The organism is Sphingomonas sp. 1F27F7B (assembly GCF_005503355.1).
GTDB lineage: Bacteria > Pseudomonadota > Alphaproteobacteria > Sphingomonadales > Sphingomonadaceae > Sphingomonas.
In genome coordinates this window covers 53,314-69,181 of record NZ_SCMK01000002.1, presented here as the reverse complement: position 1 = coordinate 69,181, position 15,868 = coordinate 53,314, and the positions used below count along the sequence as shown (strand labels likewise).

The following is a 15,868-nucleotide window of genomic DNA, read 5'->3' as shown; positions in this document are numbered from 1 at the left end:
CGAAGCCTAATGAAGTTCATCCATCGCGCCGCGGGCTTCGCGGCCGTGACTTTTTGCGCTGGCGCACTTGCGAATGCCGCCACGCTCGATGTGACCATGAACCCGCAGGATGCGCCGGTTCAGCAGGTCAACGTCCAGAACCTCCAGCAGGTTCCAGCGCCGGCCCCGCAGGCCGCGCCGACTCCGATCCAGGAAAAGACCGAGATCGTCCAGCCGATCCCCAATGCGGATCCGGACGACGAAGATTTCGATTCGCTTTCCGAAGCCGTGGCTGCGCAGGATGCGCCCGCGTCGCTCGACAGCGAGCTCAACTGCCTTGCCGTGAGCGTCTATTACGAAGCGAAGAGCGAGCCGCTTGCCGGCCAGCTCGCCGTGGCGGACGTGATCCTCAACCGCACCGAATCGGGCCGCTTCCCGCGCTCGGTCTGCGGTGTGGTGACGCAGCGCGGCCAGTTCTCCTTCGTTCGCGGCGGCAAGCTGCCGACTCCGCCGGCCAATGGCCAGTGGAAGAAGGCGCTCGCCGTGGCCCAGGTCGCGATGAAGGACCAGTGGGATTCGCCGGTGCCCGAAGCGCTGTATTTCCATGCCCGCTATGTGAAGCCCAGCTGGAAGCGCGCGCGTGTGGGCTCCGTGGGCAACCATGTCTTTTATCGTTGATAGCGGACTGGCGGCACCGGCCCGGTTCCGAAATCCAGAATAGGCGAGTCGCGGGGTTCCCAGTGTTCGCTTAATGTTCTAGACGGCCGGGGATGACTTCCCCGGCCGTTTCGATTCCGGAAGACCCGCTGCCCGATGGGCCCCTGATCGCCGCCGACGTCGCCCGCGGCGTCACGCGGCTGCTGCTTCGCCACGATTGCGTCGCGCTTGCGGAGGTGCCGCTGGAGAACGGGCGCCGTGCCGATCTGATGGCGATCGATTCGCGCGGCAACATCGTCATCGTCGAGATCAAGGTGTCGCGTGCCGATCTGCTCGGCGACGGCAAATGGACCGATTATCTCGCCCATTGCGACCGTTTCTTCTGGGCGGTGCCCGCCGGGTTCGATCTCAGGCCGTTCGAGCAGGAAGGATTCCTGCCCGCGCGCGCCGGGCTGATCGTCGCGGATCGCTACGATGCCGCGGTGATGCGCGAGGCGGCGACCTTTCCCCTGCCCGCGCCGACGCGCCGCAAGAGCACGCTGGCCTTTGCCCGGCGCGCCGCGCGCCGAGTCATCCAGATCCTCGATCCTGACGCGGAAGCGGCTTTCTAGAGCTTCGGGCCCGCCGGAGCCGCGCCGCTCGACTTGCCGCCCTTGGGCGCTTCGGCCAGCAGCTTGGCGATCTGCGGGTAGCGGGTTTCGTCCCGGGCATAATCGCGGGCCGACTTGCCGGTGACGTTGTCGGTGCGGTCCGGATTGGCGCCCGCGGTAAGGAGCTGGCGGACGACTTCGATGTCATGGACCTGGACGGCGCGGATCAGCGGCGTTTCGCCGCTGGCGTTGGCCGTGTTCACATTGGCACCATATTTGAGCAGGATCCCCACGCCTTCGCCCCAGCCACGCTCGGCCGCGATGATCAGCGGCGTGTTGCCGCGACCGTCCTGCAGGTTCGGATTGATGTCGTCCTGTTGGAGCAGCACGCGCAAATAGGTCGAATCGCTGCGCTTCACCACGATGTGGAGCGCGCCCTCGCCGGTTGAGCGGTCCTTGGTGTTGACGATGCGGAGCGCCTTGTTCTCCAGATACTTGTTCACCTTCGCGCCGTCCGTCTCGCGGATGGCCTGGAGGAAATTATAGCTGTCGGAGAATTGCTGGGCCGATGCCGGCACGGCGGCGAGCATCAGCAGGGCGGCGCCGGCGGCACCCAATACGCGAACGGTCATGTCTTGCCCAAACCCCATAGCGGCAGTGCTTGCAACCCCCGGACTATCAGATCATGGCTGGGGATACCATGAGCAGGATATTTCAGGCCCTTGTGCCTTTGCTACTGATCGTCTCGGGCTGCAGCGGCGCCCCGGGCGAGCCGCCGCTCGCCGGCGCCCGGATCGGCGGCCCCTTCACGCTGACCGATCCGAACGGCAAGCCCGTGCGCGACGGCGATTTCGCCGGCAAGTATCGCATCGTCTATTTCGGCTACACCTATTGTCCGGACATCTGCCCGAACGACATGCTCAAGATCGGCCAGGCGATGAAGACGCTCGACAAGCAGGCGCCGGCCAAGGCCGCGCAGATCGTGCCGATCTTCATCACCGTCGATCCCGAGCGCGACACGCCCGGGGTGGTGGGCGAGTTCGTGCGCAACTTCGACGATCGCATCGTCGGCCTCACCGGCAGCCCGGCGGCGATTGCGGCGGTGGAGAAGCAATATGCGGTCTATGCGAAGAAGGAAGCGCCCGGCCCGAACGGTGCCTATCTGGTAGGGCACAGCCAGATTGCCTATCTGATGGGCAAGGACGGCAAGCCGATCACGTCGCTGCCGATCGAAAAGGATGCTGCGGCCGTGGTGGAGCAGCTCGACCATTGGGTGAGATGACCGGGAAATTCTGGGAAGACCTGCCGCTGGAAAAGCTCGACCGGGCGCAATGGGAAGCCCTTTGCGACGGCTGCGGCAAATGCTGCATCCACAAGCTCGAGGACGAGGAGACCGGCGAGCTGATGGCGACCAATGTCGCCTGCCGCCTGCTCGACCGGCGGATGGGGCGCTGCTCCGACTATAAGCACCGCCATGCCTATGTCCCCGAATGCGTGCGGCTGACTGCGCGCAACGTCCGCGACATCGAATGGCTGCCCTCCACCTGCGCCTATCGCCTGCGCGGCGAGGGCAAGCCCCTGCCCGACTGGCATTATCTGGTGAGCGGTGATCCGGAAGCGGTCCATGCGGCCGGTCAGTCGACTCGCGGCTGGACGGTGAGCGAGGACGACGTGGTGGATTTCGAGCATCACCTGGTGGACCGCGAGCTTTGAGCGAACCGGAGATCGAGGTGGTCCGTCACGCCCGGGCGCGGCGGATGCGGCTCTCGGTCGATCCGCGTTCGGGCAAGGTGAAGCTCACGCTGCCGCCGCGCGCTTCGCTCAAGAAGGGCATGGACTGGGCCCGCACGCAGCAGGGCTGGATCGCGGCGCAACAGGCGAAGATGCCCGAGGCGCGGCCCTTCGCACCGGGGGAGCGCATCCCGCTCGGCGATGCCGAGGTGGAGATCATGTGGCCCGCGCCCGGCGCCGGCCGAACGCCGCGGCTGGCGGGCGACCGGCTGCTCTGCGGTGGCCCGCGCGAGGGGCTGGAGCGGCGCATCGAACGCTGGCTGCGCCAGGCGGCGCTCGACCTGCTGAGCGAGGAGACGGCGGAATATGCCGAGCGCGCGGGGGTGACGGTAACCAAGGTCTCGATCGGCGATCCGCGCGGGCGCTGGGGAAGCTGCGCTTCCTCGGGCCAGATCCGCTACAGCTGGCGGCTGCTGCTGGCGCCGAGCCATGTGCGGCGCTCGACCGTGGCGCATGAAGTGGCGCACCGGATTCACATGAACCATTCGCCGGCGTTTCACCGCGTGGTGGCGGAGCTTTACGAAGGCGATCCGGAGCGGGCACGCGCCTGGCTCAGGCGCAACGGCGCGGCGCTGCACTGGTACGGCCGGTAACGCTTCTCCTGATCGTCCAGCCGATATCGAAGCGCCGGCGCGTCGAGGCCGCAGCGCGTGCATCCCCCCACCCCCTCCCTTTCCGGGAGGGGCTTCAGCAGGCGCCTATTGCGGTTCCCCGCGTGGCGCGTCGCCCCTTGGCGGCGGGCTTGGCTGCCGCGGGACGTCGCGCGGCGCATCGCGCTGATCGCGCTGTGCGGGGGCAGGCCTGCGGCCGGTCATCCGGTCGATCCAGTCCTGGTCGAGCTGCTCGTCCTGGCCATGCGGGGGCTGGGCCTGCTCGGTGCCGTCGCCGCGCGGCTGCTGGTCTTCGGGCAGCGGATTGCCGTCCGGATCGACGAACAGGCCGTTGTCGGGCTCGGCATAGGCCGCATTCTCTTCGTCGAGCTGATATTCGGGCAGCGTCACCTGCGTGTCGAACTGCTCGACCGGGCGCTTGGCCACTGCCTTGACCATGAAGTCGTGAAAGGCGCGCGCCGGGGCGGTGCCGCCCTGCAGGCCGGGGACGACCTTGGCGTCGTCGCGGCCCATCCACACGCCGGTGGTGAGGCCGGAGGAGAAGCCGACGAACCAGCCGTCCTTGTTCGACGTGGTGGTGCCGGTCTTGCCCGCGACCGGGCGGCCGATCTGCGCGGCGCGGCCGGTACCGGTGGCCACCGCAGTCTGCATCAGGTCGGTCATCTGCGCCGCGACATAGGGCGCGACCAGGACGTGGCTGGTATCCACTTCGTGCTGGTAGATCACCGCGCCGTTCGCCGTCACGCGCGTGATGCCATAGGGCGTCACCGCCACGCCCTTGTTCGCCACCGAGGCGAAGGCGCGGGTCATGTCGATCAGCCGCACGTCCGACGTGCCGAGCACCATTGCCGGATGCGTGTCGACCGGGGTGGTGATGCCGAAGCGACGGGCCATGTCGGCGATCGCGCCGAAGCCGACTTCCTGGCCCAGCTTCGCCGCGATCGTGTTGACCGAATAGGCGAAGGCGGTGCGCAGGTTCATCTCGCCGCGGAACGCGCCCGAGCTGTTGCGGGGACTCCAGCCGGCGATCGTCACCGGCTCGTCGACGACCATGTCGTCGGGCTTGTGGCCGGCTTCCAGTGCGGTCAGGTAGACGAACAGCTTGAACGCCGAGCCCGGCTGCCGGGTCGCCTGAGTCGCGCGATTGTAGATCGACGCCACATAGTCCTTGCCGCCCACCATCGCGCGCACGGCGCCGTCGCGATCGAGGCTGACCAGCGCGCCCTGGGCATTCTTGGGCGCATTGGCGCGGATCGCATCGTCGGCGGCGCGCTGCATCGACAGGTCGAGCGTGGTCCACACTTCGAGCGGCGCCTCGGTCTCGTCGATCAGCACCTCGAGCTGGGGCAGCGCCCAATCGGTGAAATAGCGCACGCTGTTCTGCTGGGGCTCGGGGGCGAGCGCCACGGTGCGCGGATCGGTGGCCTTGGCCTGGCTCTGCGTGATCTTGCCGGTCTCCGCCATCAGGTCGAGCACCACGCTGGCACGGCCGATCGCGGCCTCGGCATCGGCGGTGGGCGAATAATGCGAAGGCGCCTTGACCAGGCCGGCGATCACCGCCGCCTCGGCCAGGCTCAGATTGGTGGCGGGATGGCCGAAGAACTTTCGGCTCGCGGCATCGATGCCATAGGCGCCGCCGCCGAAATAGACCTTGTTGAGATAGAGCTCGAGGATCTCGTCCTTCGAGAATTTCCGCTCCATCGCCAGCGCGATCACGCCTTCGCGCACCTTGCGGCCCAGGTCGTACTTGTTCGACAGGAAGATGGTGCGCGCCACCTGCTGGGTGATGGTCGAGCCGCCCTGCAGGCGCCGGCCCTCGTCGTGCAGCTGCTTGGCGCGCCAGAATATGCGGGCGACGCCGACGGGATCGACGCCCCAGTGCGATTCGAAGCGGCGATCCTCGGTGGCGATGATCGCGTCCTTCATCACCTGCGGGATCTTGTCGGACTTGATCCATTCGCCATAGCTCGGCCCGAGCGACACCAGCACGGTGCCGTCCGCCGCATGGACGCGGATCATCTGGCCGTTGGGCGAGGATTTGAGCTCGTCGAAGCTCGGCAGCGTCGACTTGGTCGAATAGACTGCGATGAGGAGTGCGATGAAGGCGAGCAGCGCGAGGCTGCCGCCGCTCACCAGCAACCAGAAAGCGATTCGCTTCCAAAAGGAGAGGTCACGCCATTTGGGCGTGCGGATCACGGCTGGCAGGTTCTTCGATGGCATCGGGGGAGTGCGATTAAGCCCTATTCGGCCTGCTCACAAGGATCAGGCGCCGCTCGGTTCGCTCGTAGCGGCATTCTGGTTGCCACCACGTGAACGGAAATCGAGGCCGGCGGAGTTGATGCAGTAGCGCAGGCCCGTCGGCGGCGGCCCGTCGGGAAAGACATGGCCCTGATGGCCGTCGCAGCGCGCGCACCGCAGCTCGACGCGGCGCATGCCATGGCTGGTATCGGCATGCTCGGTGACGTTTTCCGGATCGATCGGGCGCGTGAAGCTCGGCCAGCCCGATCCCGAGTCGAACTTGTCGGCGCTGTCGAACAGCTCGAGCTTGCAGCCGGCGCACAGATACAGGCCGTCGGCCTTGTTGTCGGTGTAGCGGCCGGAAAAGGCCCGCTCGGTGCCGGCTTCGCGCAGCACGTGAAACTGTTCCGGGGTCAGGCGCTTGCGCCACTCGGACTCGGAGAGGTTCAGATGCTCCATGGTGCGAAGCATGTGTCCGGCGCCGGGGGCCGCGTCAATCCGGGTTGGCGCGGAAGCGGGTCAAACCAGCGTCGGCCTTGAGCCGGCGCTTCAATTCTTCGGCGGGCGGCGCCCAGAGAAAGCCGAAGCTGACCGCGCCATGTCTGGATTCCACTGCATGGTGCAGCCGGTGTGCCTGGACGATCCGCTTCATGTAGCGGGATCGCGGGACGTAGCGATGGCGCACCCGCTGGTGGACGATCACGTCGTGGAAGCCGAAATAGATCGCGCCATAGCCGGCGATTCCGGCGCCGATCCAGGCGAAGCCCGGCCACCATCCTCCCTGCACCCCGCCATAGAGGAGCACGATCGAAGGAACCGCGAAGAGTATGGCATAAAGGTCGTTGAGCTCGAACCAGCCGGTGCGTGCCCGGTGGTGGCTCCGATGGAGGAACCAGCCGGGCCCGTGCATGACCCAGCGGTGCATCGCCCAGGCGAATCCCTCCATCGCGGCAATGGCGGCGAGGAACAGGACAAGGCCGATCCAGGGGGACATGGCGGTTAGATAGGCGCTCGCGACCGTTCCGTCAGCCCGGGATGCGAGTCGGATGTCGACTCGGCGGGCGCGCTCTCGTCCGGTCGCCCCGGCCTCGTCCAGGGCCTGCCGTGCCGCACGCGCAGCGCTGGCGCCCCTTTCCGATGCTCGCCGCCCGACGGCATGGAATCGGAGTGCCCAGGAAGGACAATGGCTTGCTCATCAAAGGCCCGCCATCGGCATATTGCGATTACGTCTCAATCGCATTTACGCCGAAAAGATTTGGATTCGCGCGCGCGCCGTGCTTAAGGCTCGCGCAAACCCCTTCCCGCCACAAATGACGAGGGCGCGCTCCCCATGAACATCCACGAATATCAGGCCAAGGAACTGCTCGCGAAGTTCGGTGCGCCGATCGCCGCCGGCTATGCAGCCTTCACCGTCGAGCAGGCGGTCGAGGCGATGAACAAGCTGCCCGGGCCGCTCTATGTCGTGAAGGCGCAGATCCACGCCGGTGGCCGCGGCAAGGGCAAGTTCAAGGAACTCCCGCCCGAGGCCAAGGGCGGCGTCCGCCTCGCCCGCAGCGAGGCCGAGGTCCGCGAAGCCGCGCACGAGATGCTCGGCAACACGCTGGTGACGATCCAGACCGGCGAGCATGGCAAGCAGGTCAACCGCCTCTACATCACCGACGGCGCCGACATCGCCAAGGAATTCTACCTGGCGCTCCTCGTCGACCGCGTGACCGGCCGCATCGCCTTCGTCGTCTCGACCGAGGGCGGCATGGACATCGAGGAAGTCGCGCATTCGACTCCCGAGAAGATCCATACCTTCGACGTCGATCCGGCGACCGGCTTCATGCCGCACCACGGCCGCGCCGTCGCCGCCGCGCTGGGCCTGACCGGCGACCAGGGCAAGCAGGCCGCCAAGGTCGCTGCGTCGCTCTTCGCCGCCTTCCAGGGCACCGACGCCGCCCAGATCGAAGTCAACCCGCTCGCGCTGACCGAGCAGGGCAACCTGCTCGTCCTCGACGCCAAGGTCGGCTTCGATTCGAACGCGATGTTCCGCCACAAGGACCTGGCCGAGCTGCGCGACGAGAGCGAAGAGGATCCGATGGAGCTCGAGGCCTCGAAGTATGACCTCGCCTATATCAAGCTCGACGGCGACATCGGCTGCATGGTCAACGGCGCCGGACTGGCGATGGCGACGATGGACATCATCAAGCTCAACGGCATGTTCCCGGCCAATTTCCTCGACGTCGGCGGCGGCGCCAACAAGGAGAAGGTGACCGCGGCGTTCAAGATCATCCTGAGCGATCCGGCCGTGAAGGGCATCCTGGTCAACATCTTCGGCGGCATCATGCGCTGCGACATCATCGCCGAGGGCATCGTCGCCGCGGCGAAGGAAGTGAATCTCTCGGTGCCGCTGGTCGTCCGCCTCGAGGGCACCAACGTGCAGCAGGGCAAGGACATCCTCGCCAATTCGGGCCTGGCCATCGTTCCCGCGAACGACCTGGGCGATGCGGCGAAGAAGATCGTCGCCGAAGTGCAGAAGGTCGCCGCCTGACGCCGATCGGCAAGCGGGCCGCGGATGCGGCCCGCTCGTCGGTTTACTTGACGCCCTTCTCGTTGATGCTCTTCTTGAGCAACTGCGGCGCTGCCGGCGCGACCGCCTTGATCGTGGTCGGCGTCATCGACAAGCGCGAGGGCATGGTTGCCCCCGCCGCCGGTGCAGCTTCGACTGCCGCGGTCGGGGCGCCGTCGTTGCGGCGGTCGCCGGTATAGGTCCGATGCTCGTCCGCCACGGCATCCGTGGCCGGGCAGGCCCCCTCGGGCCCGGCGGTCGGCTTCGCCGCTCCGGTGCCCGAGCCGCAACGTGCATAGCTCGCCGATGCGGCGCCCGGCATTCCGGAAATCGTACCGGTCTTGGGCTTGGCCGCCTTTTCCTTGGCCGTCATGGGCGCCTCTTGCGCGATAGCCGGCATCGCAATGCCGCCGGTCACCAGCATCGCTATCGCAAAAGCATATTTCCCCATATCTCCTCTCCTTCCTTCACGAAATTGCAGGTTCCTTCCTGAATTCGTGGTGAACTCGTCGCGCCTCCGTAACAAGGCGATATGCGCGGCATTTTCGATGATCGGGTATGCTGAAAGCGCTTTGGGGCTGGACTTGAATTGATTCTCGGGCATTAGCGATCAGCATTGCCGATCTTCCAGCGACGGAGAGGATTTCGATGAAAGTGCTGGTGCCGGTCAAGCGCGTGCTTGACTACAACGTAAAGCCGCGGGTGAAGGCGGACGGGACGGGGGTCGACCTCGCCAACGTCAAGATGAGCATGAACCCGTTCGACGAGATCGCGATCGAGGAAGCCGTGCGCCTGAAGGAAAAGGGTGCGGCGACCGAGGTGGTGGTGGTGACCATCGGCGTCGCCAAGGCGGAGTCGGACGTGCTGCTCACCGCGCGCGCCATGGGCGCCGACCGGGCGATCCTGATCCAGACCGATGACGAGATCGAGCCCCTGGCCGTGGCCAAGCTGCTGGCCAAGGTCGCCGAGGAAGAGCAGCCCGGATTGATCATCCTGGGCAAGCAGGCGATCGACGACGATTCGAACCAGACCGGCCAGATGCTGGGTGCGCTGCTCGGCTGGCCCCAGGGTACCTTCGCCTCGAAGGTCGAGCTGGGCGGCAGCGGCGTGCAGGTCACGCGCGAAGTCGATGGCGGCCTCGAGACGGTGGACCTCAAGCTGCCGGCGATCGTCACCACCGATCTGCGTCTCAACGAGCCGCGCTATGCCACGCTGCCGAACATCATGAAGGCCAAGTCCAAGCCGGTCGCGAAGAAGACCGTTGCGGATTACGGCGTCGACGCCGCGCCGCGCCTCAAGACGCTGAAGGTCGTCGAGCCGGCCAAGCGCTCGGCGGGCATCAAGGTGGGCTCGGTCGACGAGCTGGTCGAGAAGCTCAAGGCGCTGGGAGTGGCGAAATGAAGACGCTGGTTTGGGTCGAGCACGACAATCAGAACCTCAAGGACGCCACGCTTTCGGCAGTGACCGCCGCGGCGAAGCTGGGCGAGGTCCATCTCCTCGTCGCCGGCCAGGGCGTCGGCGGCGTCGCCCAGGCGGCGGCGGCGATCGAGGGCGTGGGCAAGGTCCATGTCGCCGATGACGCCGCCTATGCGCATTTCCTGGCCGAGAATGTCGCGCCGCTGATCGTCAAGCTGATGGACACGCATGATGCGGTCCTGTTCCCGGCAACCACCACGGGCAAGAACATCGCGCCGCGTGTGGCTGCCGCGCTTGACGTGATGCAGATCTCGGACATCCTCTCGGTCGAAGGCGCGGACACCTTTACGCGCCCGATCTATGCCGGCAACGCGATCGCCACCGTGCAGACCAGCGACAAGAAGCTGGTGATCACCGTGCGCGGCACGGCCTTCCCCAAGGCGGCGGCTACCGGCGGCTCCGGCACGATCGAGGCCGTGGCGGGCGAGGGCGACAAGGGTCTCTCCACCTTCGCGGGCGCGGAGATCGCCAAGTCGGAGCGCCCGGAGCTGACCAGTGCCAAGGTCATCGTCTCGGGCGGCCGCGCGCTCGGCTCGTCGGAGCAGTTCCACGCGCAGATCGATCCGCTGGCGGACAAGCTCGGCGCCGCGGTCGGCGCCTCGCGCGCCGCCGTCGACGCGGGCTATGCCCCGAACGACTATCAGGTCGGCCAGACCGGCAAGATCGTCGCTCCCGAAGTCTATGTCGCGATCGGCATCTCGGGTGCGATCCAGCACCTCGCCGGCATGAAGGACTCGAAGACGATCATCGCGATCAACAAGGATGAGGACGCCCCGATCTTCCAGGTGGCGGACATCGGCCTGGTCGGCGACCTGTTCAAGATCGTGCCGGAGCTGACCGAGAAGCTCTGATCTTGGCGCTTTCGCTGGACGAAGAGGGGGCGGTGCACCTTGCCGGTGCGGCCGCCCCTTTTCTCGATGCGCTGTCGGCGCTGGCCGTGAACCAGCCCGCCGACCGCGCGGGAATCCGGCTGCACGGCGTGCCGGGCCTGGCCGAACTGCTCGGCACCGCGACGCTCGGGGCGCCGGTTCGCGGCATGCGGCCGGTCCGCGCGATCCTGTTCGACAAGAGCCCGGGCGCCAACTGGGCGCTTGGCTGGCATCAGGACCGGACGATCGCGGTGCGGGCGCGCGCCGATATCCCCGGCTTCGGCCCCTGGTCGGTCAAGCAGGGGCTGCTCCACGTGGAACCGCCCTTCGCGCTGATCGAGGCGATGCGGACGATGCGGATCCATCTCGATCCGGTGCCCCGGGACAATGCGCCGCTGCTGATCGCGCCGGGCTCGCACCGGCTGGGCCGCATCCCGGAGAGCGAGCTCGCGGCAGTGGTCGAACGCTGCGGCACCGCGTGCTGCCTCGCCGATGCGGGCGATGTCTGGCTCTACGCCACGCCGATCGTCCATGCTTCCGCCGCAAGCGGCGGCGCGGGGCATCGGCGGGTGCTGCAAGTGGATTTCTCGGCGCAGGCCCTGCCCCCGGGGCTGGAATGGCTCGGCCTGTAAGGCGTATTGTGTGCTCGCGAGGATCGCCGCATCCTCGCGCGATGTTCGATCGGTCCGATCTGCTGCTCCTGCTTCCCTTCCGGGTCCTGTTGGTGCTGCTCGCGTTCCTCTGCGTGCTGGTCGCCTGGTCGCATTTCCGCTGATCGGCCGGGCTCAATCCGCGCCCATCGCCCGTGGCGGAGTCGCTTCGGGGATCGGCAGCGGCGGCACCGTCGCCAGCTTCGCGGCGATCGCCAGCGCCGCCAGCGTCAGCACCCCGCAAAAGAGCGCCACCCCGTTCCAGCCCCAGCCGGTCCAGGCGATTCCGCCCGCCGATCCGAGCACGCTCGACCCGAGATAATAGAAGAACAGGTAGAAGGCCGCCGCCTGCCCCCGGCTCGCCCGCGCTCGCCTTCCGACCCAGCTGGACGCGATCGAGTGGGCGCCGAAAAAGCCGATGGTGACGACGCCGATGCCGGCCACCACCAGCGCCAGCGAGAGCGAGGCAGTCATCGCGGTGCCGATCAGCAGCATTGCGGTGGGGATCCAGAAGATCAGCCGCCGTCCGCGCCTCTCGGCCAGATGCCCGAACCAGGCCGAGCTCCCCGACCCGAGCAGATAGAGCAGGAAGATCGCGCCGATCGCCGCATGGCCGAGGGTGAAGGGCGGCGCGACCAGGCGGAAGCCGACATAATTGTAGATGGTGACGAACACGCCCATCAGCAGGAACGCTTCGGCATAGAGCAAGGGCATCGCCCGGTCCCTGAACAGGTCACGCCCTGCCGCCAGCACCGCGCCCGGGTGCACGACCTGCGGCACGAAGCGGCGCGAGGGCGGGGCGAGGCGGCGAAAGCCCTCGGCCATCGCCAGGCCGACCAGCCCGACGCCGATCAGGCCCCAGCGCCAGTCGATCAGCTCGGTGAGCAGGCTCACCCCCAGCCGCCCGGCCATGCCGCCGATCGCGCTGCCGGCGATGTAGAGACCCATTGCCGGCCCCACGGAGTGCGGTTCCACCTCCTCGCTGACATAGGCCATGGCGACGGCGGGCATTCCGGCCAGCGCGATGCCGGTGAGCAGCCGCAACGCCAGCAGCGTGCCCCAGCCCGGCGCCAGCCCGGTCAGCGTGGTGAGCAGCCCCGCGCCGAACATCGCGAATACCATCAAGGGGCGGCGGCCGAGCTTGTCCGAAAGCATCCCGGCAATGACGATCGCCACGGCCAGCGGCCCGGTGGCGAGCGAGATGGCGAGGCTCGCCGCTTCCGCGCTGAGGCGGAACTCGGCGGCGAACAGCGGCAGCAGCGGTTGGGCGGAATAGAGGAGCGAGAAGGTCGAGAAGCCCGCGAACAACATGGCGAGCGTCAGCCGCCGATAGCCCGGGGTGCCGCGCGCATATCCGGCATGCGGCGCGCTCTCCGGCCCGGCCTCCGGGCCAGCGGGATCGGGCCCGGTCATTCGACCGGCTTGATGCTTTCGACCAGGATGTTCGCGCGGCCGGGGGGTGCCGAGTTCACTGCTTCGCGTGCATCACATTTCGGATCGGGTGCAAGCGCGTACCAATGGATCCGCGTGCGCTGGCGCAGCGTGCGGAACAGCTTGCCCGTGGCGGGGACGGTCATCTGCGCGTCGAAGCGCCCGTCGGTCGACATGATCGCCCGCCATTCCAGCGGCTCGGCCCGAAGCGTGGCCTGTTTCGCGTCGAGATAATCGTTCTGGATCATCGCCGGCTCCAGCTGCACGACCAGGTCGCGGCCGCCCATGATGTTGGTGAAGCCGACATTGGAGAATTCCTCGACCGACCAGCTGCCGTCCCTGGCCGCTTCGCCCCAGCCGACCCGCAACGGGCTGCCGCGGCGCGCCGCCGCGATCAGCGCCGCGCGGCTGCCCGCGACATCCTCCCCCTGGGGGCCGTTGACGAAGAGCAGGCGCCAGTCCGAAGGGCAGGCGTCCGGCGCGGCGAGCAGGAACATGGCGGCGGCGAGCATGGCGACAGGATAGGCGATCGCCGTGGCGCCGGGAAGGGCGGTGGCCGTGCGGGCGGCGCAACCCGGGATGCGCGCGCCGGGGGTTGACGCTGCAGTGCAGCATACGCACTTGAGGCGCATGCACGGCCCCGCTCCCCGCACCCACAATGTCGGCCTCGTCCATTTCGCGCTGGCGATGGGCGGCTTCGCGATCGGCACCACCGAATTCGCGACGATGAGCCTGGTGCCGTACATGGCGGAGGGGCTGAAGATCGACGTGCCCAGCGCCGGCCATGTCATCAGCGCCTATGCGCTCGGCGTGGTCGTCGGGGCGCCGCTGATCGCGGTGGCGGCAGCGAAGCTCTCGCGCCGGCTGACGCTGATCCTGCTGATGACTGGATTCGCGCTGTTCAACACGCTGAGCGCGCTCGCGCCCGACTATCACTGGTTGCTGCTGTTCCGCTTCCTGTCCGGGCTCCCGCATGGCGCCTATTTCGGCATCGCCGCGCTGGTCGCCGCTTCGCTGGTGCCGGTCAACAAGCGGTCCCAGGCGGTCGGGCGGATGATGCTGGGGCTCACCGTGGCGACGATCCTCGGCGTGCCGCTCGCCAACTGGCTGGGCCAGGCGCTGGGCTGGCGCTGGGGCTTCGTGGTGGTCGGCGCGCTTGCGCTGGCGACGGTGGCGCTGGTCGCGGCGCTCGCGCCGCGCGACTCGCCCCAACATGGCGCGAGCCCGCTCAAGGAGCTCGGCGCGCTCGCCAATGGCCAGGTGTGGCTCACGCTCGGCATCAGCGCGATCGGCTTTGGCGGCATGTTCTGCGTCTATACCTATGTCGCCTCGACCATGCTCGAGGTGACCGGGGCGCCGGCGGGCATGATCCCCCTCGTCCTCGCGGTGTTCGGCATGGGCGCGACGCTCGGCAGCATCATCGTGCCGAAGTTCGCCGATCGCGCGCTGATGCCCACCGCGGCCGTGCTGCTGCTCGGCAGCGCCGTCGCGCTCGCGCTCTATCCCTTCGCCGCCGGGCAGCTGTGGAGCATCGCGCTCGACATCTTCGCGATCGGCTTCCTGGGCGCGCTGGGCGCGGTGCTGCAGACTCGGCTGATGGACGTGGCGGGCGAGGCGCAGGGGCTCGCCGCCTCGCTCAACCACTCGGCGTTCAACTTCGCCAACGCGCTCGGGCCCTGGCTGGGCGGGCTCGCGATCGCGGCCGGCTATGGCTGGACGTCGACCGGCTGGGTCGGCGCGCTGCTCTCGCTGGGTGGCTTCCTGGTGCTGGTGGCGGCGGTGCTCGCCGAGCGCAGAACGAGATAGCCCGCCGCCGCCGAAAGGATCGATCCGGCGAGCACGCCGATCTTCACATGGTCGATCAGCTCGGGCCGGTCGGGAAAGGCCAGGCCGCCGATGAACAGGCTCATCGTGAAGCCGATGCCGGCGAGCAGCGACACCCCGTAAATCTGGCGCCAGCCGCCCGGGCGCGTCGCGAAGCCGGTCCGCACCGCGATCCAGATGCTGCCGAAGATGCCCAGCTGCTTGCCGAGGAACAGGCCGAGCGCGATGCCGAGCGGCAGCGGATCGAGCAGCACCGAAGGCGAGACCCCGGCCAGCGAGACGCCGCCATTGGCGAAGCCGAACAGCGGCACGATCAGATAGGCCGACCAGGGATGCAGCGCGTGCTCGAGCCGGTGAAGCGGCGAGCCGGCATCGTCGGGATGGCCGGGCGACTTGACGATCGGGATCGTCATCGCGGCGGCCACGCCGGCGACGGTCGCGTGGATGCCGGAGAGGAACACGAGGTACCAGAGCAGCACGGCGAGCAGCAGGTAGATCCAGAGCTGCCGCACGCCGCTGCGGTTGAGCACGTACATGGCGGCGAGCACCAGCGCCGCGCCGGCCAGCGCCAGCGTGCTGATGTGCGCGGTATAGGCAAGCGCGATGATCGCCACTGCGCCCATGTCGTCGACGATCGCGACGGTGGTGAGGAACAGCTTGAGCGACGCCGGCGCGCGGCTGCCCAGGATCGCGAGCACGCCGATGGCGAAGGCGATGTCGGTCGCGGCCGGGATTGCCCAGCCCCGGGCAAGGCCGGGCGTCGTACCGGCGACGGCCAGATAGAAGATCGCCGGGCCGACCATGCCGGCGGCGGCGGCCACCACCGGCAGGCGGCGGCGCTCCCAGCTGGCGAGCCGGCCGTCGACGAACTCGCGCTTGATCTCGAGCCCGACGAGCAGGAAGAACAGCGCCATCAGCCCGTCATTGATCCACAGATGCACCGTCATCGGCCCATGCACGGCGGAGAGCGTGGGTCCGATCTCGCGGTGGAGCGTGTGGAAATAGGTCTCCGAGACGCCGGGGACATTGGCCGCGATCATCGCGAGGATGGCGGCGGCGATCAGGATGATGCCGCCCGAGGCTTCGCTCTTCAGGAAGCTGCGCAGCGCCGATTCGATGCGGACCGGTGCCTCGGCGATCGTCTCGGCTGCGTCTTCGATTCTGCTCATGCGCGGCCCGTCGCCCTCCTGCTTGCCGATGC

Annotated in this window: 18 protein-coding genes; 10 read left to right on the top strand and 8 right to left on the bottom strand. The window is 67.9% G+C overall.

Going from position 1 to position 15,868, the window contains the following annotated elements; translation table 11 throughout:
- Positions 1 to 9: 9 nt before the first annotated feature.
- Together FFS08_RS02040 and FFS08_RS02035 are read left to right on the top strand one after the other, a co-directional pair.
- Positions 10 to 657 (top strand): cell wall hydrolase, encoded by a 648-nt coding sequence (locus tag FFS08_RS02040; protein WP_137862840.1) that lies wholly within the window; start codon positions 10 to 12, stop codon positions 655 to 657.
- A 92-nt stretch (positions 658 to 749) separates the two neighbouring features.
- Positions 750 to 1,247 carry an MmcB family DNA repair protein gene (locus tag FFS08_RS02035; protein ID WP_137862841.1) on the top strand — a complete coding sequence of 166 codons (498 nt, stop codon included), beginning with the start codon at positions 750 to 752 and terminating at the stop codon, positions 1,245 to 1,247.
- On the opposite strand, the gene FFS08_RS02030 is transcribed toward FFS08_RS02035, so the two are convergent.
- The gene (locus FFS08_RS02030) at positions 1,244 to 1,858 is read right to left on the bottom strand and encodes an ankyrin repeat domain-containing protein (protein ID WP_137862842.1); all 615 of its coding nucleotides are present in this window, start codon (positions 1,856 to 1,858) and stop codon (positions 1,244 to 1,246) included. The two genes, FFS08_RS02035 and FFS08_RS02030, sit on opposite strands and share 4 nt — an antisense overlap.
- Before the next feature lie 68 nt (positions 1,859 to 1,926).
- On the opposite strand from FFS08_RS02030, the gene FFS08_RS02025 reads away from it, so the two are divergent.
- From FFS08_RS02025 to FFS08_RS02015, 3 genes are read left to right on the top strand one after another with little or no spacing between them, the layout of a single operon-like run.
- The gene (locus FFS08_RS02025) at positions 1,927 to 2,508 is read left to right on the top strand and encodes an SCO family protein (protein ID WP_249341321.1); all 582 of its coding nucleotides are present in this window, start codon (positions 1,927 to 1,929) and stop codon (positions 2,506 to 2,508) included.
- Positions 2,505 to 2,939, top strand: coding sequence for a YcgN family cysteine cluster protein (locus FFS08_RS02020; RefSeq protein WP_171012443.1), 435 nt, complete (start codon positions 2,505 to 2,507; stop codon positions 2,937 to 2,939). Before FFS08_RS02025 ends, FFS08_RS02020 begins: the two co-directional genes overlap by 4 nt.
- Positions 2,936 to 3,610, top strand: a complete 675-nt coding sequence (locus FFS08_RS02015; protein WP_249341091.1) for a M48 family metallopeptidase — start codon at positions 2,936 to 2,938, stop codon at positions 3,608 to 3,610. Before FFS08_RS02020 ends, FFS08_RS02015 begins: the two co-directional genes overlap by 4 nt.
- A 105-nt stretch (positions 3,611 to 3,715) precedes the next feature.
- Here the strand turns inward: FFS08_RS02015 and FFS08_RS02010 are convergent, their stop codons facing one another.
- From FFS08_RS02010 to FFS08_RS02000, 3 genes are read right to left on the bottom strand one after another with little or no spacing between them, the layout of a single operon-like run.
- Positions 3,716 to 5,848, bottom strand: coding sequence for a transglycosylase domain-containing protein (locus FFS08_RS02010; protein WP_137862845.1), 2,133 nt, complete (start codon positions 5,846 to 5,848; stop codon positions 3,716 to 3,718).
- Between the two features lie 42 nt (positions 5,849 to 5,890).
- On the bottom strand, positions 5,891 to 6,325 hold the full coding sequence (msrB, locus tag FFS08_RS02005; protein WP_137862912.1) for a peptide-methionine (R)-S-oxide reductase MsrB: 435 nt from the start codon (positions 6,323 to 6,325) through the stop codon (positions 5,891 to 5,893).
- A 34-nt stretch (positions 6,326 to 6,359) separates the two neighbouring features.
- Entirely contained in the window at positions 6,360 to 6,860 is a 501-nt protein-coding gene (locus tag FFS08_RS02000) for a sterol desaturase family protein (protein WP_137862846.1), read from the bottom strand.
- Positions 6,861 to 7,196: 336 nt separating this feature from the next.
- Between FFS08_RS02000 and sucC the strand changes: the two genes are divergently transcribed.
- Positions 7,197 to 8,399: an ADP-forming succinate--CoA ligase subunit beta gene (gene sucC / locus FFS08_RS01995; RefSeq protein ID WP_086127765.1), complete on the top strand. Its 1,203-nt coding sequence runs from the start codon at positions 7,197 to 7,199 to the stop codon at positions 8,397 to 8,399.
- A gap of 43 nt (positions 8,400 to 8,442) precedes the next feature.
- Here sucC and FFS08_RS01990 read toward each other — a convergent pair whose 3' ends face one another.
- A complete protein-coding gene (locus tag FFS08_RS01990; RefSeq protein ID WP_137871805.1) occupies positions 8,443 to 9,021 on the bottom strand; it encodes a hypothetical protein in 579 nt (192 codons plus the stop codon).
- 44 nt (positions 9,022 to 9,065) lie between these two features.
- On the opposite strand from FFS08_RS01990, the gene FFS08_RS01985 reads away from it, so the two are divergent.
- From FFS08_RS01985 to FFS08_RS01975, 3 genes are read left to right on the top strand one after another with little or no spacing between them, the layout of a single operon-like run.
- Positions 9,066 to 9,818: an electron transfer flavoprotein subunit beta/FixA family protein gene (locus FFS08_RS01985; protein WP_137862848.1), complete on the top strand. Its 753-nt coding sequence runs from the start codon at positions 9,066 to 9,068 to the stop codon at positions 9,816 to 9,818.
- Entirely contained in the window at positions 9,815 to 10,744 is a 930-nt protein-coding gene (locus FFS08_RS01980; RefSeq protein WP_137862849.1) for an electron transfer flavoprotein subunit alpha/FixB family protein, read from the top strand. Before FFS08_RS01985 ends, FFS08_RS01980 begins: the two co-directional genes overlap by 4 nt.
- Before the next feature lie 2 nt (positions 10,745 to 10,746).
- On the top strand, positions 10,747 to 11,394 hold the full coding sequence (locus FFS08_RS01975; RefSeq protein ID WP_137862850.1) for a phytanoyl-CoA dioxygenase family protein: 648 nt from the start codon (positions 10,747 to 10,749) through the stop codon (positions 11,392 to 11,394).
- A gap of 153 nt (positions 11,395 to 11,547) precedes the next feature.
- Here the strand turns inward: FFS08_RS01975 and FFS08_RS01970 are convergent, their stop codons facing one another.
- Together FFS08_RS01970 and FFS08_RS01965 are read right to left on the bottom strand one after the other, a co-directional pair.
- The gene (locus FFS08_RS01970) at positions 11,548 to 12,825 is read right to left on the bottom strand and encodes an MFS transporter (protein WP_137862851.1); all 1,278 of its coding nucleotides are present in this window, start codon (positions 12,823 to 12,825) and stop codon (positions 11,548 to 11,550) included.
- On the bottom strand, positions 12,822 to 13,475 hold the full coding sequence (locus FFS08_RS01965) for a hypothetical protein (RefSeq protein WP_137862852.1): 654 nt from the start codon (positions 13,473 to 13,475) through the stop codon (positions 12,822 to 12,824). The genes FFS08_RS01970 and FFS08_RS01965 overlap by 4 nt, the downstream gene beginning before the upstream one ends.
- Between FFS08_RS01965 and FFS08_RS01960 the strand changes: the two genes are divergently transcribed.
- A complete protein-coding gene (locus tag FFS08_RS01960) occupies positions 13,474 to 14,649 on the top strand; it encodes an MFS transporter (protein WP_137862853.1) in 1,176 nt (391 codons plus the stop codon). The two genes, FFS08_RS01965 and FFS08_RS01960, sit on opposite strands and share 2 nt — an antisense overlap.
- Here the strand turns inward: FFS08_RS01960 and nhaA are convergent.
- Complete coding sequence (gene nhaA / locus FFS08_RS01955) at positions 14,550 to 15,836, bottom strand: Na+/H+ antiporter NhaA (protein WP_137862854.1); 1,287 nt, start codon at positions 15,834 to 15,836, stop codon at positions 14,550 to 14,552. The genes FFS08_RS01960 and nhaA overlap by 100 nt on opposite strands.
- Between the last annotated feature and the right edge of the window lie 32 nt (positions 15,837 to 15,868).